Consider the following 23,915-nt stretch of genomic DNA (forward strand, 5'->3'; position numbering starts at 1 on the left):
CATAATATTTTGCCGCATATTGTAGGCGAAAAAGCGGCGTGCTGTTAGTAGCGATTGAATTTTTATTCCAGCTTTCTTTGTTTCTAAAATAAAAATCAACAAAACATCTATGACTGGTGTGCCATCAGGAACCTTTATTTAGCGAAGTGCTGAGGCGTTTTCAGGAAAACAGGAAGAAATAAAGATAATTTGTTCTCTTTTTCTTCAAAGAAGGGTGAAGCAAACTGATCTGGGATGGTTAACAAGGAGAGTAAAAATGACGATAAATACAGCGATGTCGGATTTTTATCTTCAGCGTCTTATTGAAACGAATGATCCTGATGAGTATGAAGCGATCTTAAAAATGATCCGGCTATGCCACTGGCTGCCACATCAATTATTAGACGATGACTGAGTATTAGTAACTATAAAGCCAATCGTAATACCTCTATGAGGTTCTTGTGATTGGCTTTATCTCATCAACAGTTTAGCTTTTTTTCGCTGGCGTGTATGAGCGACCTGCAGCTTGGTAGGTTTCTTTATCGTTGATTTCAAACGTAGTGTAGAAGAACCAAGCGATAAAGCGCATTAGCTCATCATCTGCATTCATTACCCACTCAGCAAGCTCTTCTTCTTCACCTTGCTCATTGGTTTGGGTAAAAACATGGTAAATACGCTGCTGACCGTCAATTTCAGCAATGCTGAAGTGACCAATCATTGCTGCGGCAGCTTCTGAGATTTCAGTTTCTTCGTTGTCTTTCAGTGCATTCAGGATCGCAGGTACGCTTTCTAATTGCGCTAATTCTTTGACTAAGATTTCAAATTCTTCTTGTTGCATCTTTACATATCTCTGTGAAGTTTCGCGCTATTGTAATAGCAATTAAGCGATTGGATCTAATTTTTCAGCAGCAAGATCTTCGCTGGGATTATTTATTCTCGGCAGATTGATATACCACCCCCAATAATTCTAATTGGGTCAGATACATACGCATATCAAACTCAAGTTGGTGATAACGTGGTTCCATGTGCTGACATAACGCATAAAAGGATTTGTTGTGCTCTTTTTCACGTAAGTGCGCCAACTCATGGACAACAATCATACGTAGAAACTCAATAGGTGCGGTTTTAAAAACAGAGGCTATACGGATTTCATGTTTCGCCTTAAGCTTACTGCCATGAACGCGAGATATAAAAGTGTGTAAGCCTAATGCATGGTTGATAACGTTAATTTTATTATCGTATGCCACTTTACTGATAGGCGCTGATTTCTTTAAATATTCGTTTTTTAACGCAATAACATAGTCGTAAAGAGCTTTTTCAGTTTTGATATTATGAGATGTCGGATAGCGCTTAAGTAACAGATCTTTCAACTTGTCATTATCAAGAAGTTGTTGGACTTGCTCTGTAAGATGAGTGGGATAACCCTGAAGGTATTTTAGTTGCTGCATAAGATCGTAATAAGAGATTAAAGCGAAAAGGGCATGCTATAAGTTGATCGTAGATGAGGCAATGTATTATTTGATCACATAGAATGAATGTTAGTTATCAGCGGCTAAAAAGAAGGATTTATTATGTCGTTACGTGTTCCACCACCAATACTGCTATTGTTGTCAATTTTGGGAATGTACTTACTTTCACGCTTCTATCCCGTCATGACATTCGACTTTGATGGCAAGAGTTTATTGATTTCAATGCTGTGTTTTATTGGTGTGATCCCAGGCTTTACGGCCATTATTGCTTTTGCTAAAGCCAATACCACTATTGATCCTCGTTACCCACAAAAAACGTCACGTTTAGTCACTACTGGTATTTACCGATTTACCCGTAACCCGATGTATTTAGGTTTAGTGTTCTTTTTATTCGCTGCCGCATTTTACTTTTCGGCGTTAAGCTGTTTTGTTGTGGTGCCTGTCTTTATTTGGGTGATGAATAATTTTCAAATAGAGCCAGAAGAGGCGGTGTTACTGGCGATGTTTGGTGAAGATTATCAACACTATTGCCAAACAGTGCGTCGTTGGTGTTAGCTTATTTGTCATTAAGCAAAGAGCAAATGAAAATAACGGTTTACCTGCTCGTGATTTTCCTTACACTGACGAGCACGTTATTTTGTTACTCACAAGTAGCAAAGAGACAAACGAAACTGAGGGAAAATAAATGAGCAAAGCGAAAATTGGTATTGTTACAGTCAGTGATCGTGCAAGTGCTGGCGTTTACGAAGATATTTCAGGCCAAGCTATTATCGATACTTTGAATGACTATTTAACCTCAGAATGGGAACCAGTATATAAAGTGATCCCAGACGAGCAAGATGTTATTGAAGTTACATTAATTGATATGGCGGATGTACAAAACTGTAGTTTGATCGTAACTACAGGTGGTACTGGCCCAGCTAAGCGTGATGTAACACCTGAAGCGACAGAAGCTGTGTGTGATCGTATGATGCCAGGCTTCGGTGAGCTAATGCGTGCTGAATCATTAAAGTTTGTACCAACCGCAATTTTGTCTCGTCAAACAGCTGGTCTACGTGGTGATAGCTTAATTGTTAACTTACCAGGTAAGCCAAAGTCTATTCGTGAGTGTTTAGATGCAGTATTCCCTGCGATTCCATACTGTATTGATCTGATGGAAGGCCCATTCCTTGAATGCGATGAATCAGTGATTAAGCCATTCCGTCCTAAACAGAAGTAAAGTATTTATACCCAAGTAACTTCAAGATGTAGTGTTCAGCGAGACGACCTTAGTTCTCAGGCGCGGCAACGATTCGAAGATATAGTGGTTCTACATTGAGAATCGTTAACAAAGTCTGAGAGCTAAGGACGCTTGCCCTTTGGGAGCGTGTCACTGAGCCGACTTCTTGCGTCAGACAACTTGGAAATAGCTCGCTATTCCGCTTCGTTGTCTTCCTTGAATTCAACTCAGTGACCTCGCTCTGAATCAGGTATCTTGAAGTCACTTGGGTATATTAATATAAGAAAGAGTAACCAATAGGTTGCTCTTTTTTTATGTGTAAAGACTAAAATAATGTATATATATACAGCTTTTTTTGTATTTAGTTGAATACCAATGTCAGTTTTCTGTAAATAAAAATAGCGTTTGATCACGAAATGAAAAATATTAATCATTGATCTTCCGAATAGATTAATTCAATTTTTCAAAACTGAAATTCAAATAAAAAATGGAAATAAAAAAAGCATTTAAAAACAAATGTTTATTTGATTTCATAAATTACTATAGAGACTGATTTAATATGTTTGGTTTAAAATTGAGCAATATTGGTATTGGTTATAGTCATTTGTTTTTAACGTATTATTATAATATTCTATGCAACCGAAGAGAGCTCTCTCTTAATATTATATGCATCGTAAAGTGTATTTTTCCGTTATTAAAATAAAAAACTATGTTTTATAGTTATATTATCAACAGGCTCGAATATGGACGTTAAACAAAGCTGGGGCTTTATTTCAATTTCAATCGGTATTGTTTCATTACTATGGGCAAGCATTTCACTAAGCGGCATGGTAGGACAAGAACATGTTTTGCTAGAAATGGGGTCTTATATTCATGCGAGTAGCACGGATTTATCTAATACCAATTATGCAGATAAAGTGATGGCTGCTGAGCGACATAAGAATTTTGTGGTATTACTAAGTGGTTTAGTGATGGCACTGTTAGGCTCTATCATGATCAAAGGACGCTTTAATAAATTTTAAGTTCTTCTTTTACCTAGATCATATACTGTTGTTAGAGATAGAAAGAAATCCGCAACAAAATAGAAAGGTTGCGGATTGCTTTTGTTTTATTGCGCCGATGGCGTTGCCACATCTTTTGCAACGTAAGCTTTGGTTCCCCAAAGTGGCACAGTCGATAGGCTATGCTTATAGCTACCTGATGTTTCCTTCGTTGAGTAGGATAAATACATCAATGTTTCAGATTCAGGATCGTAAATACGACGGATCTTCATCGTCTTAAAGAAAATACTCTTCGACTTTTTAAATACCACTTCACCTGATTTAGATTTATCAATTTTCGCGATCATTTCTGGGGTAATTTCACCCGTTTGACGACAAGATATTGATGAATCTGAAGGATCAGCAAGGCTTAAATCTGCCTCAATACTTGCAATATGACATGTTACACCCGGCACTAATGGGTCAACTAATGTGTTTAATTTAATGTCTTTGGTGGTGAAAACACCAAGAGATACATCACCAACTTCATTATCTGAGCAACCACTGACTAATGCTGTTGATGCAATCAGACCTGCCAACATAATGGCTTTTTTCATTATTCACTCCTTGGTGTCTTCGTCGTAAATGATTGATGTTTTAAACGACAGATTGAATAACTATGTTTATACGTTAAAAAATGACATTTTTCACTAAAGTGTTTGATCTTTGGGCAAGATTTGAAGCTACTTGGATTTTAGACAAAAAAAACCGAGATACGGCTTGAGTAACTCGGAAAAGTGGCGCTACAAGGCTCCAAATTGAGAACAGATAATAAAGAGGCTAGTATCGTTCAAAAAACAAGCATTTTAGATGCTGACTACTAATAGTACGGAAAAAAATTAGAAAAAGTTTATTTTAAAATTAAGATTTTATCTTATTGTTTTAAAAGTAATTTAAGCTATGTTTGAAAGAGGGGAGTATTTTCAAAAGTGTTATATTTATACCGTTTTTTCAAAAATGTACTTTTCATAACGTTCAAATACACATAGGATAAATGTAACGGTAATGTTACAAGGAAATTTGTTAGGGACTCCACAATTACTGTCTATGGGAGGATATTATGTCGAATATTCTTACTTTTCCAGTAAAAGAACAGCCGAAAGAACGTACACCTTTAGAGACAATTGTAGAGCAAGAACTACTGGATTTAGGTGCAGATCAATACATGATTGATGTCGTGATCGAGCGCATGGAAAAGTTTTTAGCACTAGCATCGTTTGAATTCGATTTGAAAATGAAAGTATCTAAGGAGTGTTTAGAAGAAATGAACGAAAATGTATTTCCTGCTATTTCGGAAATGCAAGCATCGGTCAGAGATACAATGAATGAGATCTTAACAGAACGTGTTCTGCATGAGATCCGTCTTTATAATCTTGAAATGCAAGCTGTACGATAACATCGACCATTTATATATCCATTTTGTTACAGATAGTACTTATGAATGATTCACCACAATAAAGCCACTGTTTATCAGTGGCTTTACTTTTTTGTCATCAAAACCGCGCTATTCTGAAACTCTTCCGTCATTTACGATTTTTATACTTACACCAAATTACGCACTGTTTGGTGAGAGTATGAGTGTTAATACACCTTTTTTGCTACCACGTAAAACGCCACTTGGTATCGCTGAAAATGTTGCTGAATGGGCAACAGGGCTAAAGCAGTTAAATCATTATTACTTACAACGTCCAATAGGTGCTGATTGCACAACGTTTTTGCGTTATGCCTTAGATTCGTTAGGCATTGATTATCAAGTTCAGCGTGGTTCGTTACACAATATTCCGCAACATGGCTCAACCTTAATTGTGGCTAATCATCCGCTTGGTGGGGTTGAAGGGATCATTCTTGCTGAGATCTTATTGTCTATTCGTAATGATATAAAAATCATGGCGAATCAATATCTCAAAACTGTACCTGAACTTGATTCATTATTTATTGGTGTCGATGTATTTGATAATCACAATACAGTGAAAGCCAATGCCAAAGCAGTAAGAGAGGCGCATCAACACCTTTCTGATGGTGGATTATTACTGGTATTTCCGGCGGGTGAAGTTTCTACCAAAGATCAAAAAAAGCGTTTAGTTGATAAAAACTGGAATCGTTCAGTCAGTCGTTTTATTCGCCGACATCAAGCCTCTGTGGTGCCTATCTATATTAAAGGTGAAAACAGCCGTCAGTTTTATTTAGCGGGGAAAATTCATCCATTACTGCGCACTATGATGTTAGGGCGAGAAATGCTAAATAAACGTAAACAAACGATCGGACTGGCAATTGGTGAAACGATTCAATATTCGGAAGTGAAGAATATTACTGATGATAGGTTATTAGTGAATTACCTTCGCTTAAATACTTATTTGTTAGGTTCGGTCATCACGGCAACACAAAAGCATACTGATAATCTTCCAACGGCAACGCCCATTCATCCTCCTATTGCAAAACCTCTGCTCGTTACAGAAATTGCACATTTACCCAGTGAGCAAAAGTTACTCGAAAACACTCGCTTTGATGTGTACTGCACAACCGCCAATGATGCACCGCATTTACTCAAAGAGATTGGGCGTATTCGTGAAGAAAGCTTTCGTGCGGTAGGAGAAGGCACAGGGAAGGCGTTAGATTTAGATCGTTTTGATGACTTCTATTACCATTTATTGGTATGGGATAAAGAACAACAGCAAGTGGTTGGTGCTTATCGTTTAGGTGCTGTAGATAAGATCATGGGAGCTCATGGTGTTGATGGACTGTATTCAAGAACGCTCTTTCACTATGACAATGCATTAGTTGCGCAATTAGGGCAATCACTTGAGTTAGGCCGCTCTGTGGTCGCGAAACCGTATCAACGAAGTTTGAGTGCCTTGATGCTATTGTGGAAAGGTATTTGTCAGTTTGTGGCTCTTAATCCTCAATATACCCATTTGTTTGGCCCTGTCAGTATTAGTAATGATTACAGCTTAGAAGCTCGCCAGTTATTGGCTGCAAGTTTAGAGGTGCATCATTATGATCAACAAAGTGCATATTTGGTAAAGCCGAGTTATCCGTTGTCAAAAAGTGAGTCTTGTTATCATCATCCTGACACGTTGGCGGCACTGGCAGATATTCAATTGTTATCGAAAGTGGTAAGTCGACTTGATGACGAGAATAAAGGCGTTCCTGTTTTATTGAGGCAATATTTAGGGCTTAATGGCAAGTTGCTTTGCTTTAATGTCGATCCCGCTTTTAATGATGCTTTAGATGGTTTGATTGTAGTGGACTTGTGCCAAGTACCAGAAAAAAACTTAGCGAAGTATATGGGAACAGCACAAACACAACAGTATTTATCCCATCATCAACAATAGCGAATGTAAAACGAGGCATAGTAGTCAACAGTGCTATTTATGCCTCGTTTATGTTGTTGTGTCGTTATTTACCTAACTGCCATAGCTTTTCTGCTTTTGTACCAATCACCCAAAAGCTCAACGCAAGGATAGCGAAAAACAGTGCTTTGTGGATTTCACCCCAAAAGTATTCGATATACTCGGTATACAACACGATAAGTGTATAGATAATGCCAAACGAGCGTGACAACATATCGTTATTTTTAATACCTATTACAATTGCCGCAGCACTACAGATCAAAGCCAGAATGGTCCATGACCATAGTTCAATTTGTTTTATTTGCGACCATTCATGCAGGCTATGGTAATTACCAAAGATGGTGAGCAGCCAAAGTGAAGTAAAGAAATATAAGAGGCCAGCAAAGCGTGTTGCTTCAGTCAACGGCTTTAATGGCGATAGCTTAGGGAACAACAAACTAAGACCAATAACAAATAGACCAAAGTAAGCAAATTGCAGCGGTATATTCATACCAAAGAACTGATAGTGGTTTTCACTTAAATACGCTGTTTCAGAGAGTAAGTAGATCCCTGCAGCTAATAAGCCAAATAACCAGATCAAAACAGATTTAAGTCTGATCCCTAAGATCAAATAGATCACAGCGGGAATGGCAATGAAAAGACTTTCTCGCCAGTGCTCTGCAATGGCTGTTTTACTGAAAAAGCCAACGGATACCGCCGTGAGCAAGACACCGAAAAAGAAAATAGCTTCATTACTCACGGTTTTAAGTGGATATTTGAGCCGCCTTTTAACCCCGAGATAATATAAGCCGACAGATGTCAGTGCAGTTACTACGGTCAGTACACTCGCAGGGGTATTGATTAATTTAGCAAGCAACGACATAAGGTAGTCGTCTGCAATTAACAGTAAGACAGAGAGTACAAAGCAGGCGATAGCAATCCAGAATGAATACACAGCAAGGAGTTTCCAATCAAAGCTAGCTACGTGATAGCTTTTACGTAGTGTTTCGCCTTGCTCTGGATTAACGAGTGCTTCTTGTTCCCAATGGGTGATCATCTCATCAATAATTTGTGCTTTGCGTTTATTGAGTTTGAGTGTCATTTAATCATCCTTGTGAAAGGCTTAATTGCTATCAAGCCAGAGGTTGCTTTGATAAGCATTCACGACATAAACATGCACCTGATGGGCAATCACTGGTGTCTCGTTTATCTAATTCAAAACACCAACAGGTGGTTTTCCCTGCACTAATATCGCAAGAAGCGGGTTTACCGCATTGTGGGCATTGATGCGTGGTAGGTTGGCCTTTTATTTCTTGCATAATGGCTTCACGGGTTTGATCATCGAATGTTTGCCATTCCACGACTTCTTTCATGGTTCTTAAGCAGCCACTACAAATGCTATCATTATTTTTACACTTTGCCACACAGGGAGTTTTCACGGTGTTATTCCTAGTTTGAATTCTGTGTTGAGTATATCAAAAACAATAATGACTCATAATGTTAGCTTAACGACGATATGTTTAGCGATAGGAAAACAGGATGTGGCAGCAGGTGATTTGTTGATATGGTTGCTGCTAACTAAAACTTAACGGGGTTTGGTAAAACATAAAATCATCAATTAACTTCCCTTTTTTATCAACGGCTTGTGCTCGAATATCACAAGGGTAGGGGCGTAAATCATCAAGCTGTAATTGAGGATAATATTGTTGCATTTTAGCAAGATACGCTGGCTTCCAGTAGGCTTGCTAAATTCAGTTAAAGCAGATGAAAAGCCTCATGGGATTCTTTTTCGATCACCCAGACTGTTTTATCAGGGAAACGTTGTTGTAATTCCCACGCAGTACTGAGTCCAATGATACCCGCACCAATAATTAAAAAGTCACAATGTAACACCGTTAGTCCTTTAACGTTTTGTAGTGAGCATTGTGACCATTTTAATCGTGTTGTTAAGATGATGCTGTTATCGAAGTAGGATTATGCAGACTTCATGATTTCATACAGCAATATGTCATCATTAGTATTATCTAAACTCGGGATAGAGAGTTTATCGACACTTTGCATGCCGATTTTTAGCATGACGTTAGCTGGTCGGTCACAGCTTTTCGCATGTCTGCCGTAAATGTGTTCGAGCTGCATTTTTTTAAAACCAAACTCTTTAATACGCTCGACCGCTTCTGTGCAATAACCATTTCCCCAATATGGAACACCAATCCAGTAACCGAGTTGACCGCTGTTACCTTGGATGTTTTCAATACCAGCACAGCCGATCAATTGATGATCCGATTTTAGTGTAATAGCGAAAATAGCGGAGCGTTGAGTTAGCCAACCTGCGAGGTGTTTACCAATCCATTTTCCAGCCATACCGTCAGAATAAGGGTGAGGAACACTGATGGTACCGTTGGCAATATCTTCATTTCCCGCTAACTGTTGAATTTTCTTGGCATCTGAAAGCTGTAGGGGACGTAGAATGAGTCTATCAGTGGTTAATAGCGGTTGTGATTTGTGCATGATCTCGAAGGCCTCTTAACATGATAATTAATGCAATATAGGTCATATCCATTAAAACCGATTAGCCAATTGTTAACCTCGATTTGATCAAAGATTGTTCAATAAAACATCGGGATCGAATAATTAAAGTCAAAACTGTTGTGATGATCAGCTTTTAGTAAACGGGCTCACTTCGCACGTGTTTTTGTGGATATGGCATCTTGTTCGTGAGCAGTATGGCTGTATGGGGTAACGGTAGGTGTTGATTGCCAAACATCTTCACTGTGTTGGATAAGATTGTTCAATGCTTGTTTTAAGAAGTGTTGAATCTGGTATTTGAGCAACCAGCCAGTGCCTTTAATTTTAGGGGAGAAGGTGATGTGGTAGTGAATTTGACTTTGGGTGGCATTAATACTTGTAAATTTTATCCAGCCTCCATGCTCATTAACAAGTGCACCATGGATTATTTGGTAATGAATATGTTCATTTTCTTTATAATCAATTACTTGTTCTTGGTAAGTAAAAGGGCCATGTATCACTTCACGTATGGCACCAATGCCATTTTCTTCAGGTTTACCAGATCGAACTAAGGTGTATTGCGCATTAAAGAATCGACCTAATTTTGCATGATCTGAAAGCAATGCAAAGAGCACTTTTTTAGGCACATTGGCGGTTACTTCTAATGTAACGGTATGAATAGTCATAACTGTCTCCATTGCGCCTTTGTTTTAACATATCATTAACAATCGCGACTTAAAAGTCAATTAGCGCCACAAAAAGGAATATTTTATGTATGCCTTTTGTGTATGGAGAATACATTGATACATGTATTAATAGTAAGGTTGTTGACAATATCGATAAGAAAATAGGGAAGTTTTGCAATGAAAGATTGGCGATAAAAAATGGATTGATAACAGAAAATATTCCTATTAAGCAATGAGTTAAAAATGCTGTTAATAGTAGATATGTAATTATGTAAGAAAATGAAGAGTTAAATCACAAAAAAATTGTATTTAAATGGTTGTCAAAAGTGCGAAAGATACATATATTGACTTTATTGATATAAATCGTTCGACAATTTAAAGTTAGAAAAATGATCTATCTTCGGATAGTCTTACTGCATTTCAATACTTCCTATCGAACTCATATCTATAAAAATCATTTTAATTATCTTGAGTGAACTTTTTGTAACGTTCGCTATCTAAAAGATATTAATAAGAAAAAAAGATGTTCACAAAACAACAATGGTTTTGTCACTGATGTGTCATACCAACTTGTTTAAGTAGAACAGATAAGTAAAGAGTAAGAACGGTATTAAATTTTAGTGATATCAACCTTGCTCATTAGGAAAAGTGAGAGGTTTTAAATGAAAACACGTAACCGTAGACAGTGGTTTTACTATAAAAATCAAACTACTAAAACAGAAAAAGCTTAATCATCATTAAGCGATAGGCTTTCTTTAAGGTGATTCAGAAAGCCTGATACATTTAACAGTCCTCTAGTTAAATGTTAAAAATCTTAATAGTGTTATTATTAAAATACTAATTAAGTGTCAGTAGCCAGAAATAGATTAAATATTTCTGGCTTTCTTATATTCTCAATTTCTTTATTTATATTATTTTATTCTGCATACTGCATTTGGCAAACGTTTGCTTTTTGCTGTTGTAGAGAAAATCTCTTTAATTAAAGACAGTGCCTTTTATTCGCGCATCATCAGGAATAGCGTGAATAGTTGTACCTCGAATATAAACATTACCATCAACCATTAACTTGTTGGGTAATTTGGTCAGTTTAGTATTATTAAGGTACAAGTTACCTTTTACGTATAAATTATCCGGTAATTTAGTAATCCTGGTTCCCATTAAGCTCAGATCGCCAAACACTTGCATGCCAAAATTGAGTTCTTTAATTTTTGAATGAGCCAGATTGACATACCCTCCTACTTTAAATACCAACGGTAAGTATTCGATGTCGCTGTAAGCTAAGTTGAGATTACCATCGACGGTTAGTTGCTGAGGCAGTTGTGCGATGCGACTGTTTTCTAGATCTAAACTTCCCGTAACGACTAGTGGGTTAGGTAAGGTGATGTTGCCGCTGTTTCTTAATGAGATATTGCCATAGGTATCGGCGTGATTAAGTAGGTGAGTTTGTGTCAGGGCCTGAGTAGAGGTTGCGCTGAACAGTAATATGACCGCGATGAAAGGGCGATATAACGGGGTATTAAGACGTTTCAGTATCATGCCTGTCTACAAATCCATTTGTTTATTTAAGTGAGCAGCTTTCTTCTTAAGGGTATCGTACTTAATTTAGTTAGCTTTAGTCATTATTAGTTTATTTATCAATGGTAAATTTTTAACATTGACACATTTGGTTACAGATAACACGGTTTTATATTGCATTATAACTTGATTCATTCAGGTTATGTTTGGGTTATAAAATAGTGTTTTATTTGTTAAGTTTTCATACAGGAGAGATGCTTTAGTTTTGTTGCTAACGAAAAGACACAGGCATTTTGGAAGCCAATTAACCTTCCCCTTAGGTTAATGACTTTCATTAATAACAATAAGTTAGGAATTAAACTATGAAAAAGTCTATTTTATCTACACTCGTTTTAGCAGGTATCGTATCAGCACCAGCGATGGCAACAAATGTTGAAACATTCATGGGTGGTGGTGTGGGTTATCAACTCGATAACTTTAAAGGCTCTCATAAAATGCATAGTGAAGATGCGAGTTACCAAATCCGTGGTGGTATCATTGTTGATGATACGCATCGTTTAATGGCAACTTACGGTTATAAAAAAGATAAGTTTAACTTTTATGACGCTGGTGCTGATGGCGTAAAAGCAAAACATAAGCAAGATTTGTACTTAGCGTCTTACGATTACTTAGTCCCAGTTGGCGCTAATGTTAACCTTTTTGCGGGTGCCTCAATGGGTGCAGCTCATAATAAAGTGACGCATCAAGAGGGTGGCAAGAAAAGCTCAACTGATTTCGTATGGGGTGGACAGCTAGGTGCAATGGTTCAGCTAACGGATAATATCTCGACAGATCTTACTTATCGCTACCTAGATCAAAATTACAAAGTCGCTGACACACGCTTAAAAGGCACAGAACAAGTCATGTGGACAGTTGATTACAAGTTCTAAAAGTAGAATAAATACTGGCTAGGTAATTAGCGCCCTGCATGATGCGGGGCGTTGTTGTATTTGGCAATAAGTAGCATTTGGGGATAAAAATTGTCTAGGGTATACTGCCGCTGATTGCAGAAAATAGGCACAGATTCATGAATAAGCAGATGTTATTGGATGACATCCAAGAGAAACTAACACTCACATTACAGGCAGCAACAGAAGCAGCAATGCGAGCATATAATACCGCCACAGATGATGAGAACGTTGCAGAAAATCAATATGATACCTTAGCACTAGAAGCATCTTATCTTGCTCATGGCCAAGCGCAGCGTGTTGAAGAATGTAAAGCCGATCTCGTGGCTTATCAGAAATTACAAGCAAGCTTACCGCAAAGCTTTGATTCGGTATTGCTTGGGCATATTGTTACCTTAGTTGATGAAGAAGATAACACGCGTTTGGTTTTTCTTGGCCCAACGGCTGGTGGGGTAGTATTAACACTTGAAGGTAAACCTGTCACGATAGTGACACCGACTTCTCCTTTTGGTGATGCACTGATTGGTCGTGAAATCGGTGAAGAAGTCGATGTACATATCGGCAATAGCGTAACCTGGTATGAAGTGCTCGCTATCCATTAAATGCAAAGCGGCTACTTAAACTTATCGCGATATTTTTGATAATACTGATATAAGTGTTCAATAAAGAGTTTCACTTTCATCGGTTGTTGTTTGGTATAAGGATATACCGCATAAATTCCCAGTGATTTTGCTACATAGTTATCGAGCACTTCGATTAAGCTGCCATTATGTAGATCTTCTGCCACTAAAATCTTAGGAACGTATACCAAACCTTGGCTATGGATTGCTGCACCACGTAAAGCAGATGCATTATTGGTAGTGAAATTCCCTTTTACTTTAACCGTGTGGATCCCCAGTTTATCTTCGATCAGCCATTCATTTGCCACTGTTTCTTGAAAGCTATAACCGAGACAATTGTGCTTCGTTAAATCGTTAGGTTGTGTTGGTACACCATGGCTTTCGAGATAAGAGGGCGAGCCACAAATCACCCAACGGGCTTGGACTAATTGCCGAGCAATAAAGCTGGAATCAGGCATTGCACCAGTTCGGATTGCAATATCAAACCCTTCTTGGACTAAATCCACAAAGCGGTTATCTAAATCCATTTCAATATGAATATCAGGGTATTGTTGACTAAATGCCGCAATCGCTTCAGGTAGAATTAATTCACCAGAAATCGTCGGCACTGTGATACGAATTTTGCCTGTTAAACTTTCGCCTAAACCACTCATTGCATCTTCTGCGTTTTGTACCGCATTGTAGACCTCTCTCGCATGGTGATAAAAAACGTCACCAGCTTCAGTCAATGTCAGTTTGCGTGTGGTCCGATAAATGAGCTGTACGCCTAACGCTTGTTCTAAGGCTGTGATACGTTTACTCACAACAGACTTTGTTAGGCCAATATGCTCAGCGGCTTTGCTGAAAGATCCTTTATCGATAAGGTGATAAAACAGCAGGAGATTATTTGTCGTTTTCATTATTTGATGGCTATTGGTAAACTTTTTTCAACAAACATGTGAATTAGGCGATATATATCAACTATACATAGCAACGTAGAATATACCTATAAAAAATAACGTTATTATATCGATTCACTCTGGAGCCAAGATGCAACAGCCCTACCTTGATCTGATTGCTCAGTTAGAACAACAAATAGATAAGCAACGAATTATTACCGATCCTACGCTCGCGTTAGCGTATGGCACTGATGCAAGTTTTTACCGTTTAGTTCCCCAAATTGTCTTGCAGTTAGATAGCCTTCAAGAAGTTATTTTCGCAGTTAAAACCTGCTATGAACGTCAAATCCCCGTGACTTTCAGAGCTGCTGGTACCAGTCTTTCAGGGCAAGCGCAGTCAGATTCTGTGTTGATCACCCTGACGCGTAATTGGCGTGATTATAAGATTTTAAATAATGGCGATCAGATCTGGTTACAACCGGGGATCATTGGTGCGGAAGCGAACACTTACTTAGCGCCATTTGGACGTAAAATTGGCCCTGATCCCGGTTCGATTAATACTTGTAAGATTGGCGGTATTGTTGCTAACAATGCTTCTGGTATGTGCTGTGGTACTTCAGAAAACAGCTATCGCACAATTGCTGGTATGACAGTGGTATTAGCTGACGGCACGGTATTAAATACACTTGATCCAGAAAGCGTTGCAGCATTTAAGCTAAACCATACTGAGATGATTGATGAACTAATGTCACTGGTGACGCAATGTCAGCAAGATGAAGCATTAGCCGAGAAAATTCGCCATAAATACCGTTTAAAAAACACCACGGGTTATAGCCTTAACTCGCTGGTGGATTTTGATGATCCGATTGACGTGCTTCAGCACCTGTTTATTGGCTCTGAAGGCACACTCGGTTTTATCGCAGATGTTACTTATAACACTGTGGTTAATCATGCTCACAAAGCTTCAGGATTGTTTGTTTTTGCTGATATTGAGAAAACCTGTCTTGCTGTGAGTGAGTTAAGTAAAACCTCGGTGGCAGCGGTTGAGTTAATGGACAGCCGCTCTCTTGCCTCGGTTGCAGATAAACCGGGCATGCCAAGCTTTATTGCAGAGCTGGGTGAGCAAGGTGATACCGAAGCGGCAGCATTATTAATTGAAATCCATGCCGAGAATGATCAAGCGCTGCAACAACAAATCGATCAGTTGTTAAGTATCATTAATGATTTTGCGCCTATCGCACAGGTAGATTTTAGCCGTGATACTAAAATCTGCGAACAATTATGGGGTATTCGTAAAGAGCTTTTCCCAGCAGTAGGTGCGGTGCGTGATACTGGCACGACCGTGATCATTGAAGATGTGGCGTTTCCTATTGAACAACTCGCGCCAGCAGTACGTGAACTGCAAGGATTGTTTACTCAATTTGATTACCATGAAGCGATTATTTTTGGTCATGCTTTAGCGGGTAACTTGCATTTCGTATTTACTCAGTCTTTTGATACGCAAGCGGAAATTAGTCGTTACAGTGACTTTATGGACGCCGTGGCGCAATTAGTTGCCGTTGATTATCAAGGCTCTTTAAAAGCGGAGCATGGTACGGGTCGAAATATGGCACCGTTTATTGAGTTAGAGTGGGGCTCTGACGGTTATCAACTGATGCAAAACATCAAACGCATTTTTGATAAGCGCGGCATTTTAAACCCAGGTGTGATTATCAATGAAGATAAAGAATCACACATTAAAAACCTCAAAGGCATGCCAGCAGCTGATGAGTTAATTGATAAATGTGTTGAATGTGGTTTCTGTGAGCCTGTTTGCCCGTCACGTAATTTATCGTTAACGCCACGTCAGCGTAATACTGTGTTCCGTGAGATCTCCCGTTTGCGTGAAACCAATGAAGATCCAGCACGTTTAGCACAAATGGAAAAAACCTACCGTTATTATGGCCTAGACACTTGTGCTGCAACTGGCTTGTGTGCAGATCGTTGCCCTGTGGGTATTAACACTGGGGATTTAGTCCGTAAGCTGCGTCAAAATCACACCGATAAAGCGAAACAAATTGCGAACTGGACAGCCGAGCATTTTGATTCTGTTACGTCAGTTGCGAAAACAGGATTAACAGTAGCAAATGGTATGCATAAACTATTGGGTAGCAATAATATGCGTAAACTTACTAAAGCGGCTTATGATTTATCTGGTCATCGTATTCCGCTTTGGACGCCTCATATGCCAACGGCTGCGAAATCGGCTGAAATGCTCAAGATTAAAACCGTTGGTCGCGAAAAAATTGTTTATTTCCCAAGCTGCTCTGCCCGAACCATGGGAACAGAAGCGAAAGCTCAAGATCCAAGACCTTTGATGGATGTGACGATCTCTTTGCTGGAAAAAGCAGGTTATGACGTCATTATTCCACAAGATCTGAATAAACAATGTTGTGGTATACCATACACCAGTAAAGGTTTTCCTGATATTGCAGCTCAAAAGGCACAACAACTAGAACAAGCGTTATGGCAAGCCTCAAATCAAGGGGCTTATCCGGTATTAATGGATACCAGCCCATGTGCCAGTACGGGTAAAGAAACGCTTCGAAGTGAGATTAAAATTTACGAACCGTTTGAGTTTGTTGCTAATTTTGTTCTACCTAAGTTGGCGATCACACCACAAAACGAACCTGTGATGCTGCATATTACTTGTACATCACGTCGTAAAGGTCTTGCGGCTGTGATGGAAAAGGTAACTAAAGCTTGTGCGAATACAGTAATTATTCCTGATGATATTACCTGTTGTGGTTTTGCAGGGGATAAAGGATTTACCAAGCCTGAATTGAACGCCAGCGCATTAGCGCCGTTAAAACGCCAAGTGCCTGCAGGCTGTACCGAAGGTTATTCAAACAGTCGCACCTGTGAGTTAGGACTCTCCGAACACAGTGGGATTGAATATCGTTCTATTTTGTATTTGGTTGATAAAGTTAGCCACTAATCATTGAGCAATGCGAGTACATGATGTGTACTCGCATTTTTTGTTTGCCCAGCGAAGCTGGCAAACCCGTCAGGTTGCAAGAAACCTAAATCACCCCGACTGAGGGGAAGATAATCCGAATCGCAAGGGCGTTGCTGACCAACGGTAGGGTCTGAAGGAAGCGATAGGAAGTTAACATTACACAACGAAAGTGAACCTGATTCGGCAGTCTAGGTGGGTAAGCGTGCAAAATAGCGCAAAGCCCAATACTCAGTCAGACCTATGCTGTGTTTGAGGGTGGAATTGTTAACAGGGAGCCAGTGCAGTAACTGGGGAAGCCTGGCACCACATCCGGGCAAACGCCGGAAGCACCCGTACAAAGTGAGAGCCAAGACGCGTGTTGGTGTGAGGTGGCAGATGAATCCGTAGTAGTGAGTAAGGCTCGGCCAGAGAAACCCAGTAATGGTGTGGAGGATAAAACCGAGCTGACCATTAGCAACATGTCTAATGGGGCACCTGTCAGTCAAAAGCCGATGGGTGTTGCGAAGGGAGGAAGTACATTTTAAGTCTATGATGAGCAGATGCTTTTTTTTCGTGGTACACAAACCGAGTCGCTATCGGGGTATTCCTGTCTGGTTATCTGTGGAAACAGAGTACTGGGCTGAGAAACCGCACACGGGAGTAATCCTGATGAACAGACGTATATTGCCATTGTGCTAGAAAGCGGATGAGCAGGATGAAATAGACCAACATGGAAAGAAAACAGATTGCCCCCACATAGCACACAACCTAAAGGAAGACAGTGAGAGTGTATTACAGCTTGTACGGTCATCTGCTTGATAAAGCACGATTGTACAAAGGATTTAAAAAGGTGTGGAAAGCGAAAGGCGCGGCCGGAATAGATAGGCAGAGCCTGAGCGATTTCGCCTCAAATCTGAGTGATAACCTCGATCAACTGTTTCTTGAACTGAAAACTAAGCAATATCAGCCCCAACAGGTCAGACGGGGCGAAATCCCAAAAGACGATGGTGGCGTTCGGCTGCTTGGTATCCCTTGTGTAAGGGATAGAGTTGTCCAACAAACCCTCAATGACCTGTTAACCCCCATCTTCGAGATGCAGTTTCACCCATCGAGTTTTGGGTATAGACCGCAGCGAAGTTGTCACGATGCTATCAATAAAGCCACGATGTTCATTCGCCGTTATGGCCTACAACATGTCGTGGATATGGATCTGTCGAAGTGCTTTGATAAGCTCGATCATGAGTTCATCCTCACAAGTATCAGAAAGCGGATCAGCGATAGCAGCATATTGGCACTGATCAAACAGTTCCTCGTCAGTGGCGTCATGGTGGAAGGGCAATGGCAGGAAACGAAAGTCGGGAGTCCACAAGGAGGGGGGATAAGCCCACTCATCGCCAATATCTATCTGGACGCGTTCGATCAAGAAATGAGGAAACGCGGCCATAGGATCGTGCGCTATGCGGATGATATTCTGATTTTCTGTCGCAGTCGTGCAGGTGCCAATAATGCAATGGTACAGGCAACGAAAATATTAGAAAAGACACTGAAATTAACGGTGAATCCCCATAAGTCCCACATTGCTCATAGCGATGAAGGTGTGAAATTTCTGGGTGTTGAAATCGGGAGTCGACACACCCGCATTCAACCCAAGAAACTGTCAGGTTTTAAAGCCAAGCTGAAGGGGCTGACACGGCGTAACAGTGGCAAGCCATTAATGGAAGTGATCAATATGTTGAACCCTCTTTTAATAGGGTTCAGCCAATATTTCCGGATAGCGAATACAAAGAGGGAGTTTAAGAAAATAGCGGCATGGCTGAGACGAAGGTTGAGAAGTCTCCAACTAAAGCTTTGGAAGAAGCCGAGTAAGCTTCATCGGGAGTTGAAACAACGAGGATATAAACCGCCGTTCAGTTACATCCGTATGTCTGGTTGGAGGAGTTCTGCGAGTCCATTAGCATGCTACGCCATGACAAACCAATGGTTCAATGAACTTGGATTAGTCAATCTTGAACAAGTTGCGACAGGGTATGTGTTCAGTCACTACGCTGAATGGAAATGTACATGAGCCGTATACGAGGTCCGTACGTACGGTTCTGTGAGAGGGATGAGGCGGAGATGCCTCACCCTACTCGATATTTCTGAACAAATGCTAGTGGTTACACTTCATTATTACCATATCGGTATATTACTTTTCATTTATAATGGTTTGAAAGTTAAGCTGTTGTTTTCTTTTTTCGTATATCATTAATCTCTCTTCTCTATATTTAAGTATGCAACACTAGGTTAGTGAATATATCTCTCTAATATACAACGATAAATAATGCATACATTAATGTGTTTGTTATAACCATACGCTATATACAAAATGCATCATCACTTTGAATATAAGGATACATAATGCACTTACACTCGACGGTAAGAGGGCTTGTCATTCGCGATCACGCGATATTACTGACGCGAGTAAAAGGTGATGATAAAACCTTTTTGCCCGGTGGACACATTGAACCTGGGGAATCAGCCAGTATTACTGTGGTGAGAGAGTTACAAGAAGAAGCCAATCTTAGTGTAAAAGTAGAGCGGTTATTAGGGGCGGTAGAAAACGGTTGGACTGATAATAAAGGCATTAATACAGAACTTTGTTTATTGTTTTTATTATCCGTAAACATGGATAAATCAGAAAAGATTGATGTGATTGAAAGCCAAGAGCCTCATATTGAGTATTTCTGGGTGACACAGGAAGAATTATCTGCCGCTAATTTGTATCCGATAGCGTTAAGAAATTGGTTAATCAATACGCAGTTAAATATAACGTTGGCTGAGCCTGCGTTTTGGGGAACTGACCTTTAACTTTTAGTAATTAACTTACTGAAAAATATATTTATCATCTAGACTCAATTTAGCGAACGTGTAGCTAAATAGGATATTTTTAATGGCAACGACTGATACTTCGTCGTCTGAGCAACCTCAGACACCTGAAAAAGACTCCCATCTATTTCGTAACCTTTTTGTTTTCGCACTTATTGTCGCGCTACTTGGTACAGCAGGATATTTTTATATTCGTCATCAAAAGCTATACCCAGCTACCGATGATGCCTATGTGCATGCGAATGTTTTATATGTAGCGCCACAGATCAGCGGTAAGGTTGAAACTGTCAATGTACATGATTACCAGCACGTTGCTGAAGGCGATTTATTGGTTTCGATTGATCCAGCACCATTTGAAATCGAGCTCGAGAAAGCGAAAGCAGCCTATGAAGTGGCAACACAGCAAAATAAAGCCACGGATGATGCGATTTTAGCAGCCAGCGCTAACGTGCGTTCTGCTGATGCAAATTTAGTGGATGTGCAAAAAAGCTACCGTCGTGTGATGGATTTAGTTAATCGTAAGCTGTTGCCACAACAACAAGGTGATGATGCGAAAGCGAAATTAGCATCGGCACAAACAGGATTAGAAGCTGCACGCGCTAAAATGAGCCAGCTAATTAACCAACAAGGTGCGAAGGGTAATGAAGCGCCTCAAGTTAAACAGGCTGCCGCTGCTTTAAGCCAAGCAACTTTGAATTTGTCTTACACGAATATCTACGCGCCACATGATGGCAGCTTAGGTAAGGTGAGTGTTCGCCCTGGTAGTATTGTTTCTCCTGGCTTAGCTATGATGCCGTTAATTGAAGACAATACCGCATGGCTACAAGCTAACTATAAAGAAAAATCTATTGGTACATTGAAGAAAGGCATGAAAGCTAGCATCGTGTTAGATATGTACCCTGATGTGACATACCAAGGTTATGTGTCAGCACTGTCACCTGCAAGTGGTTCTTCTTTCTCACTATTACCACCAGAAAATGCAACAGGTAACTGGGTAAAAGTGCCACAACGTTTCCCTGTTCGTATTCAATTTGAAGATTTAAAAGGTAAACCTTTACTTCGCGTAGGTGCGAGCGCCACTGTTACTGTTGATACGCTAGCAGAGATTAAGTAATGACTGGGAATATGACCCCCACTAATCGCTTATTGATCACCTGTGCCGTTATGTTATCAGCCATTATGGTGCTGCTTGACATGACGATTGCCAATGTTGCCCTTCCTCATATGATGGGCGCATTGGGGGTGACCTCTGAGCAAGTGACATGGGTCCTAACCTCATATTCCATGGCGGAAGCGATTTTTATTCCGCTAGCTAGCTACTTATCGCTGAAATTTGGTATTCGTAAATTACTGTTAATTTCTGTCGCGGGTTTCGTCATAACGTCTGCATTATGTGGTCAAGCTGATAGCCTCGCAGAAATGGTTGTGTTTCGTATTATGCAGGGCGCTTTTGGTGCTTCTGTTATTCCATTATCTCAATCGATCATGGTGCAGATTTACCCACCAGAAGAGCGAGGTAAAGCCATGGCATTGTTCAGTGTTGGTGTACTGTTAGGCCCGATTTTAGGTCCAACGGTAGGCGGTATTATCACTGAAAACATGGATTGGCGTTGGATTTTCTACGTTAACTTGCCAATTGGTATGATTTGCTTATCGCTACTGTACCTATTTGTAAAATTGGATGGACGTGGTGAAAGTAAAATCGATTGGCCGTTAGTGATAGGTATGACTATCGGTATTGGTTTACTGCAAATGGTGCTAGACCGAGGTAACGAAGAAGGCTGGTTTGAATCTAACTTGATCTTATTCTCTGCTGTGATCAGTGTGATTGCGTGGATATTCTTTATTGCGCGATCTTGGATCACCAAAGGGGATATCGCCCCGATGTGGCTCCTTAAAGATAGAAACTTAGCGGTATCATGCTTAATGATGGCGGGTTTCTCAATGGGTATGTTTGGTATTACTCAGCTTCAGCCAATGATGCTAGAACAATTACTGCAATATCCTGTTGAGACGACGGGCTTTGTGATGGCACCACGGGGCTTAACGTCAGCCATTGTGTTGTTAGTGATTGCTCGCTATATGGATAGGCTTGATCCAAGGATGCTGGTGGCTGTTGGCTTAGGCTTTAATATCATTGGTACTTATTTAATGATGCAATATTCGATGAATATTGACCATTATTGGGTATTGATGCCATCGATCGTACAAGGTTTGGGAATGGGCTTGGTGTTTGCACCATTAAGTCAAATGGCGTATCGCACCTTAAGCCCTGAAAATACCGTTGGTGGTGCGGTGGTCTTTAACTTATGCCGTACTATTGGTGGCTCGTTTGGTATTTCAATTGTAAATACTTACTTCACCCGTACCGAGCAACGTGAATGGCATGCGCTGGGTTCAGATATTACTTTGATGAACCCTGAACTGCAGCAACAGGCGATGATGCAGCATACTACAGTGACCGACCCTCACTTTATGGCGCAAATCGGTCAACTATTGCATCAGCAATCAACATTGTTAGCCTTTACTTATACCTTTGGTTTTATTTTTGTGTCTTATATTGTGTTGCTACCTTTGCTCACATTATTCAAATTTAAAAAAGGTACGGCAGGGGCTGCGAAAGTGAATTTACACTGATCAATGTTGCAGTACTACGAAACGTAAAGCAGGTAATCATTACCTGCTTTTTTATTTTTTAACTTCAATAAGTTAAGCGTAAATATAGCAAGGCTTTACAAGCTTGTTGATAAATGTAATGATTAAAAAAGTTATTGAACATTGTTGTTTAATAATTTTTTTAAGAAAACGCCTTCAACTACCTTCGCTGCTCTTCATCAAAAATTCATTTGCAATTAACACTGCTTGATATTTATATCGTTACTGTCAGTGTCTTTATACAGAGGTAATTTATGATTATTAATTTTAACGTCAACGATGTGTCTTGGAATGCACCGATCCACCAATTAAATGGTGATGTGCTGCGCCGACATGTATTAATTAATGGGAAAGTGGATTGTTTGGATTTGAACTTCACTTATTGTGAAGCAACAGAGAAAGGCACCATCACAGATAGCAAGAATCAACAAATTGGGCATTTTTCAATTATTGATTAAGGTTGAGTTATGTTTAGTTTTATTCTTCGCTTAAAAAATAAAGAGGCAGACATGGGCGCTGCCTCTTCATATTTAACGTGTTAGTAAGTCACGATAATGACTTGATTATCTTTACTTACGTAGGTTTCTTTTACTTTTCCGCCATTACCCACCACAATCACATTTTGTCCTTTTTCGTTTTGTAGTGTTCCTAACTCATTGACAAAAACACTAAAAGCAACGGCTGATGCGAGAGGATGTTTCCAACGATACCATTGCGCATTGGCGCGATAGAACGCAGGTTTTCCCCAGTATCGATTATCCCAGCGGCGATCCATTCGGTTATCAACACGACGCTCAACGCGGTTATCTTGTCGATGATCTTGACGCATGTCTTGGCGTCGGTCATTAAAACCATCAGCATGAGTATTACTTGAAAAAGTGAAAATCAATCCGACTAGAGCTAGGTATTTTTTATTCATTCCGTCACCAACGCGTTGAATGTTAATTAATAGGTATTAACAGCACCATTTAAATAGTTTGTTTTGTTATTTTGGCTATCAATATACCCAAGTAACTTCAAGATGCAGTGTTCAGCGAGATGACCTTAGTTCTCAGGCGCGGCAACGATTCGAAGATATAGTGGTTCTACATTAAGAATCGTTAACAAAGTCTGAGAGCTAAGGACGCTCGCCCTTTGGGAGCGTGTCACTGAGCCGACTTCTTGCGTCAGACAACTTGGAAATAGCTCGCTATTCCGCTTCGTTGTCTTCCTTGAATTCAACTCAGTGACC

The 23,915-nt window shown here is 39.9% G+C and carries 26 protein-coding genes; 14 read left to right on the top strand and 12 right to left on the bottom strand.

The annotated features are described in order from the left end of the window. Nucleotides 1-256 precede the first annotated feature (256 nt). Nucleotides 257-394: a hypothetical protein gene (locus Q7674_RS01650; protein WP_008988818.1), complete on the top strand. Its 138-nt coding sequence runs from the start codon at nucleotides 257-259 to the stop codon at nucleotides 392-394. A gap of 72 nt (nucleotides 395-466) precedes the next feature. Here Q7674_RS01650 and Q7674_RS01655 read toward each other — a convergent pair whose 3' ends face one another. Beyond that, entirely contained in the window at nucleotides 467-817 is a 351-nt protein-coding gene (locus Q7674_RS01655) for a hypothetical protein (RefSeq protein ID WP_008988819.1), read from the bottom strand. An 88-nt stretch (nucleotides 818-905) separates the two neighbouring features. Further along, the gene (locus tag Q7674_RS01660) at nucleotides 906-1,427 is read right to left on the bottom strand and encodes a M48 metallopeptidase family protein (protein WP_305422373.1); all 522 of its coding nucleotides are present in this window, start codon (nucleotides 1,425-1,427) and stop codon (nucleotides 906-908) included. A gap of 123 nt (nucleotides 1,428-1,550) precedes the next feature. Between Q7674_RS01660 and Q7674_RS01665 the strand changes: the two genes are divergently transcribed. The 3 genes from Q7674_RS01665 (at nucleotide 1,551) to Q7674_RS01675 (ending at nucleotide 3,689) form a co-directional block, all read left to right on the top strand. Beyond that, a complete protein-coding gene (locus Q7674_RS01665) occupies nucleotides 1,551-2,003 on the top strand; it encodes a methyltransferase family protein (RefSeq protein WP_045064134.1) in 453 nt (150 codons plus the stop codon). 130 nt (nucleotides 2,004-2,133) lie between these two features. Continuing rightward, nucleotides 2,134-2,667 carry a molybdopterin adenylyltransferase gene (gene mog / locus Q7674_RS01670; RefSeq protein ID WP_045064133.1) on the top strand — a complete coding sequence of 178 codons (534 nt, stop codon included), beginning with the start codon at nucleotides 2,134-2,136 and terminating at the stop codon, nucleotides 2,665-2,667. A 743-nt stretch (nucleotides 2,668-3,410) separates the two neighbouring features. Continuing rightward, a complete protein-coding gene (locus tag Q7674_RS01675) occupies nucleotides 3,411-3,689 on the top strand; it encodes a hypothetical protein (RefSeq protein ID WP_008988823.1) in 279 nt (92 codons plus the stop codon). Between the two features lie 86 nt (nucleotides 3,690-3,775). Here the strand turns inward: Q7674_RS01675 and Q7674_RS01680 are convergent, their stop codons facing one another. Further along, nucleotides 3,776-4,264, bottom strand: a complete 489-nt coding sequence (locus tag Q7674_RS01680) for a CreA family protein (RefSeq protein ID WP_008988824.1) — start codon at nucleotides 4,262-4,264, stop codon at nucleotides 3,776-3,778. Nucleotides 4,265-4,767: 503 nt separating this feature from the next. Here Q7674_RS01680 and Q7674_RS01685 point away from each other — a divergent pair. Both Q7674_RS01685 and Q7674_RS01690 read left to right on the top strand, forming a co-directional pair. Next, nucleotides 4,768-5,103, top strand: coding sequence for a hypothetical protein (locus Q7674_RS01685; protein ID WP_008988825.1), 336 nt, complete (start codon nucleotides 4,768-4,770; stop codon nucleotides 5,101-5,103). 178 nt (nucleotides 5,104-5,281) lie between these two features. Further along, nucleotides 5,282-7,039, top strand: a complete 1,758-nt coding sequence (locus tag Q7674_RS01690; RefSeq protein WP_045064129.1) for a bifunctional lysophospholipid acyltransferase family protein/GNAT family N-acetyltransferase — start codon at nucleotides 5,282-5,284, stop codon at nucleotides 7,037-7,039. 64 nt (nucleotides 7,040-7,103) lie between these two features. On the opposite strand, the gene Q7674_RS01695 is transcribed toward Q7674_RS01690, so the two are convergent. From Q7674_RS01695 to Q7674_RS01725, 7 genes are all read right to left on the bottom strand, one after another. Continuing rightward, nucleotides 7,104-8,138 carry a hypothetical protein gene (locus Q7674_RS01695; protein ID WP_045064126.1) on the bottom strand — a complete coding sequence of 345 codons (1,035 nt, stop codon included), beginning with the start codon at nucleotides 8,136-8,138 and terminating at the stop codon, nucleotides 7,104-7,106. 31 nt (nucleotides 8,139-8,169) lie between these two features. Beyond that, nucleotides 8,170-8,475, bottom strand: coding sequence for a DUF1289 domain-containing protein (locus Q7674_RS01700; protein WP_045064124.1), 306 nt, complete (start codon nucleotides 8,473-8,475; stop codon nucleotides 8,170-8,172). Nucleotides 8,476-8,610: 135 nt separating this feature from the next. Further along, the gene (locus Q7674_RS01705) at nucleotides 8,611-8,748 is read right to left on the bottom strand and encodes a hypothetical protein (protein ID WP_237156743.1); all 138 of its coding nucleotides are present in this window, start codon (nucleotides 8,746-8,748) and stop codon (nucleotides 8,611-8,613) included. Nucleotides 8,749-8,791: 43 nt separating this feature from the next. Continuing rightward, nucleotides 8,792-8,929, bottom strand: coding sequence for an FAD-dependent oxidoreductase (locus Q7674_RS01710; RefSeq protein ID WP_107229615.1), 138 nt, complete (start codon nucleotides 8,927-8,929; stop codon nucleotides 8,792-8,794). An 81-nt stretch (nucleotides 8,930-9,010) separates the two neighbouring features. Beyond that, complete coding sequence (locus Q7674_RS01715) at nucleotides 9,011-9,544, bottom strand: GNAT family N-acetyltransferase (RefSeq protein WP_045064123.1); 534 nt, start codon at nucleotides 9,542-9,544, stop codon at nucleotides 9,011-9,013. A gap of 167 nt (nucleotides 9,545-9,711) precedes the next feature. Further along, complete coding sequence (locus Q7674_RS01720; RefSeq protein ID WP_305422380.1) at nucleotides 9,712-10,227, bottom strand: SRPBCC family protein; 516 nt, start codon at nucleotides 10,225-10,227, stop codon at nucleotides 9,712-9,714. A gap of 975 nt (nucleotides 10,228-11,202) precedes the next feature. Further along, the gene (locus Q7674_RS01725; protein ID WP_052671836.1) at nucleotides 11,203-11,763 is read right to left on the bottom strand and encodes a hypothetical protein; all 561 of its coding nucleotides are present in this window, start codon (nucleotides 11,761-11,763) and stop codon (nucleotides 11,203-11,205) included. Between the two features lie 341 nt (nucleotides 11,764-12,104). Here Q7674_RS01725 and Q7674_RS01730 point away from each other — a divergent pair, with 341 nt between their 5' ends. Next, nucleotides 12,105-12,671, top strand: coding sequence for an outer membrane beta-barrel protein (locus Q7674_RS01730; protein ID WP_023934536.1), 567 nt, complete (start codon nucleotides 12,105-12,107; stop codon nucleotides 12,669-12,671). A 137-nt stretch (nucleotides 12,672-12,808) separates the two neighbouring features. Next, on the top strand, nucleotides 12,809-13,291 hold the full coding sequence (locus tag Q7674_RS01735; protein ID WP_023934538.1) for a GreA/GreB family elongation factor: 483 nt from the start codon (nucleotides 12,809-12,811) through the stop codon (nucleotides 13,289-13,291). A gap of 11 nt (nucleotides 13,292-13,302) precedes the next feature. Here Q7674_RS01735 and Q7674_RS01740 read toward each other — a convergent pair whose 3' ends face one another. Beyond that, nucleotides 13,303-14,208 (bottom strand): LysR family transcriptional regulator, encoded by a 906-nt coding sequence (locus Q7674_RS01740; RefSeq protein WP_045064120.1) that lies wholly within the window; start codon nucleotides 14,206-14,208, stop codon nucleotides 13,303-13,305. A gap of 130 nt (nucleotides 14,209-14,338) precedes the next feature. Here Q7674_RS01740 and Q7674_RS01745 point away from each other — a divergent pair, with 130 nt between their 5' ends. The 6 genes from Q7674_RS01745 to Q7674_RS01770 all read left to right on the top strand — a co-directional run bounded on the left by Q7674_RS01745 (nucleotide 14,339) and on the right by Q7674_RS01770 (nucleotide 23,142). Continuing rightward, entirely contained in the window at nucleotides 14,339-17,164 is a 2,826-nt protein-coding gene (locus Q7674_RS01745; RefSeq protein ID WP_045064118.1) for an FAD-binding and (Fe-S)-binding domain-containing protein, read from the top strand. A 781-nt stretch (nucleotides 17,165-17,945) separates the two neighbouring features. Further along, complete coding sequence (ltrA, locus tag Q7674_RS01750; RefSeq protein ID WP_305422384.1) at nucleotides 17,946-19,229, top strand: group II intron reverse transcriptase/maturase; 1,284 nt, start codon at nucleotides 17,946-17,948, stop codon at nucleotides 19,227-19,229. 332 nt (nucleotides 19,230-19,561) lie between these two features. Beyond that, nucleotides 19,562-20,011 carry an NUDIX domain-containing protein gene (locus Q7674_RS01755; protein ID WP_008988839.1) on the top strand — a complete coding sequence of 150 codons (450 nt, stop codon included), beginning with the start codon at nucleotides 19,562-19,564 and terminating at the stop codon, nucleotides 20,009-20,011. Between the two features lie 82 nt (nucleotides 20,012-20,093). Continuing rightward, nucleotides 20,094-21,143 carry an HlyD family secretion protein gene (locus tag Q7674_RS01760; protein WP_045064114.1) on the top strand — a complete coding sequence of 350 codons (1,050 nt, stop codon included), beginning with the start codon at nucleotides 20,094-20,096 and terminating at the stop codon, nucleotides 21,141-21,143. Then, nucleotides 21,143-22,666, top strand: coding sequence for a DHA2 family efflux MFS transporter permease subunit (locus Q7674_RS01765; RefSeq protein ID WP_045064112.1), 1,524 nt, complete (start codon nucleotides 21,143-21,145; stop codon nucleotides 22,664-22,666). Before Q7674_RS01760 ends, Q7674_RS01765 begins: the two co-directional genes overlap by 1 nt. A gap of 272 nt (nucleotides 22,667-22,938) precedes the next feature. After that, nucleotides 22,939-23,142, top strand: a complete 204-nt coding sequence (locus Q7674_RS01770; protein ID WP_008988842.1) for a hypothetical protein — start codon at nucleotides 22,939-22,941, stop codon at nucleotides 23,140-23,142. Nucleotides 23,143-23,222: 80 nt separating this feature from the next. On the opposite strand, the gene Q7674_RS01775 is transcribed toward Q7674_RS01770, so the two are convergent. Beyond that, nucleotides 23,223-23,603 (bottom strand): hypothetical protein, encoded by a 381-nt coding sequence (locus tag Q7674_RS01775; RefSeq protein WP_045064111.1) that lies wholly within the window; start codon nucleotides 23,601-23,603, stop codon nucleotides 23,223-23,225. Nucleotides 23,604-23,915: the final 312 nt, after the last annotated feature.

This window comes from Photobacterium leiognathi, assembly GCF_030685535.1.
GTDB lineage: Bacteria > Pseudomonadota > Gammaproteobacteria > Enterobacterales > Vibrionaceae > Photobacterium > Photobacterium leiognathi.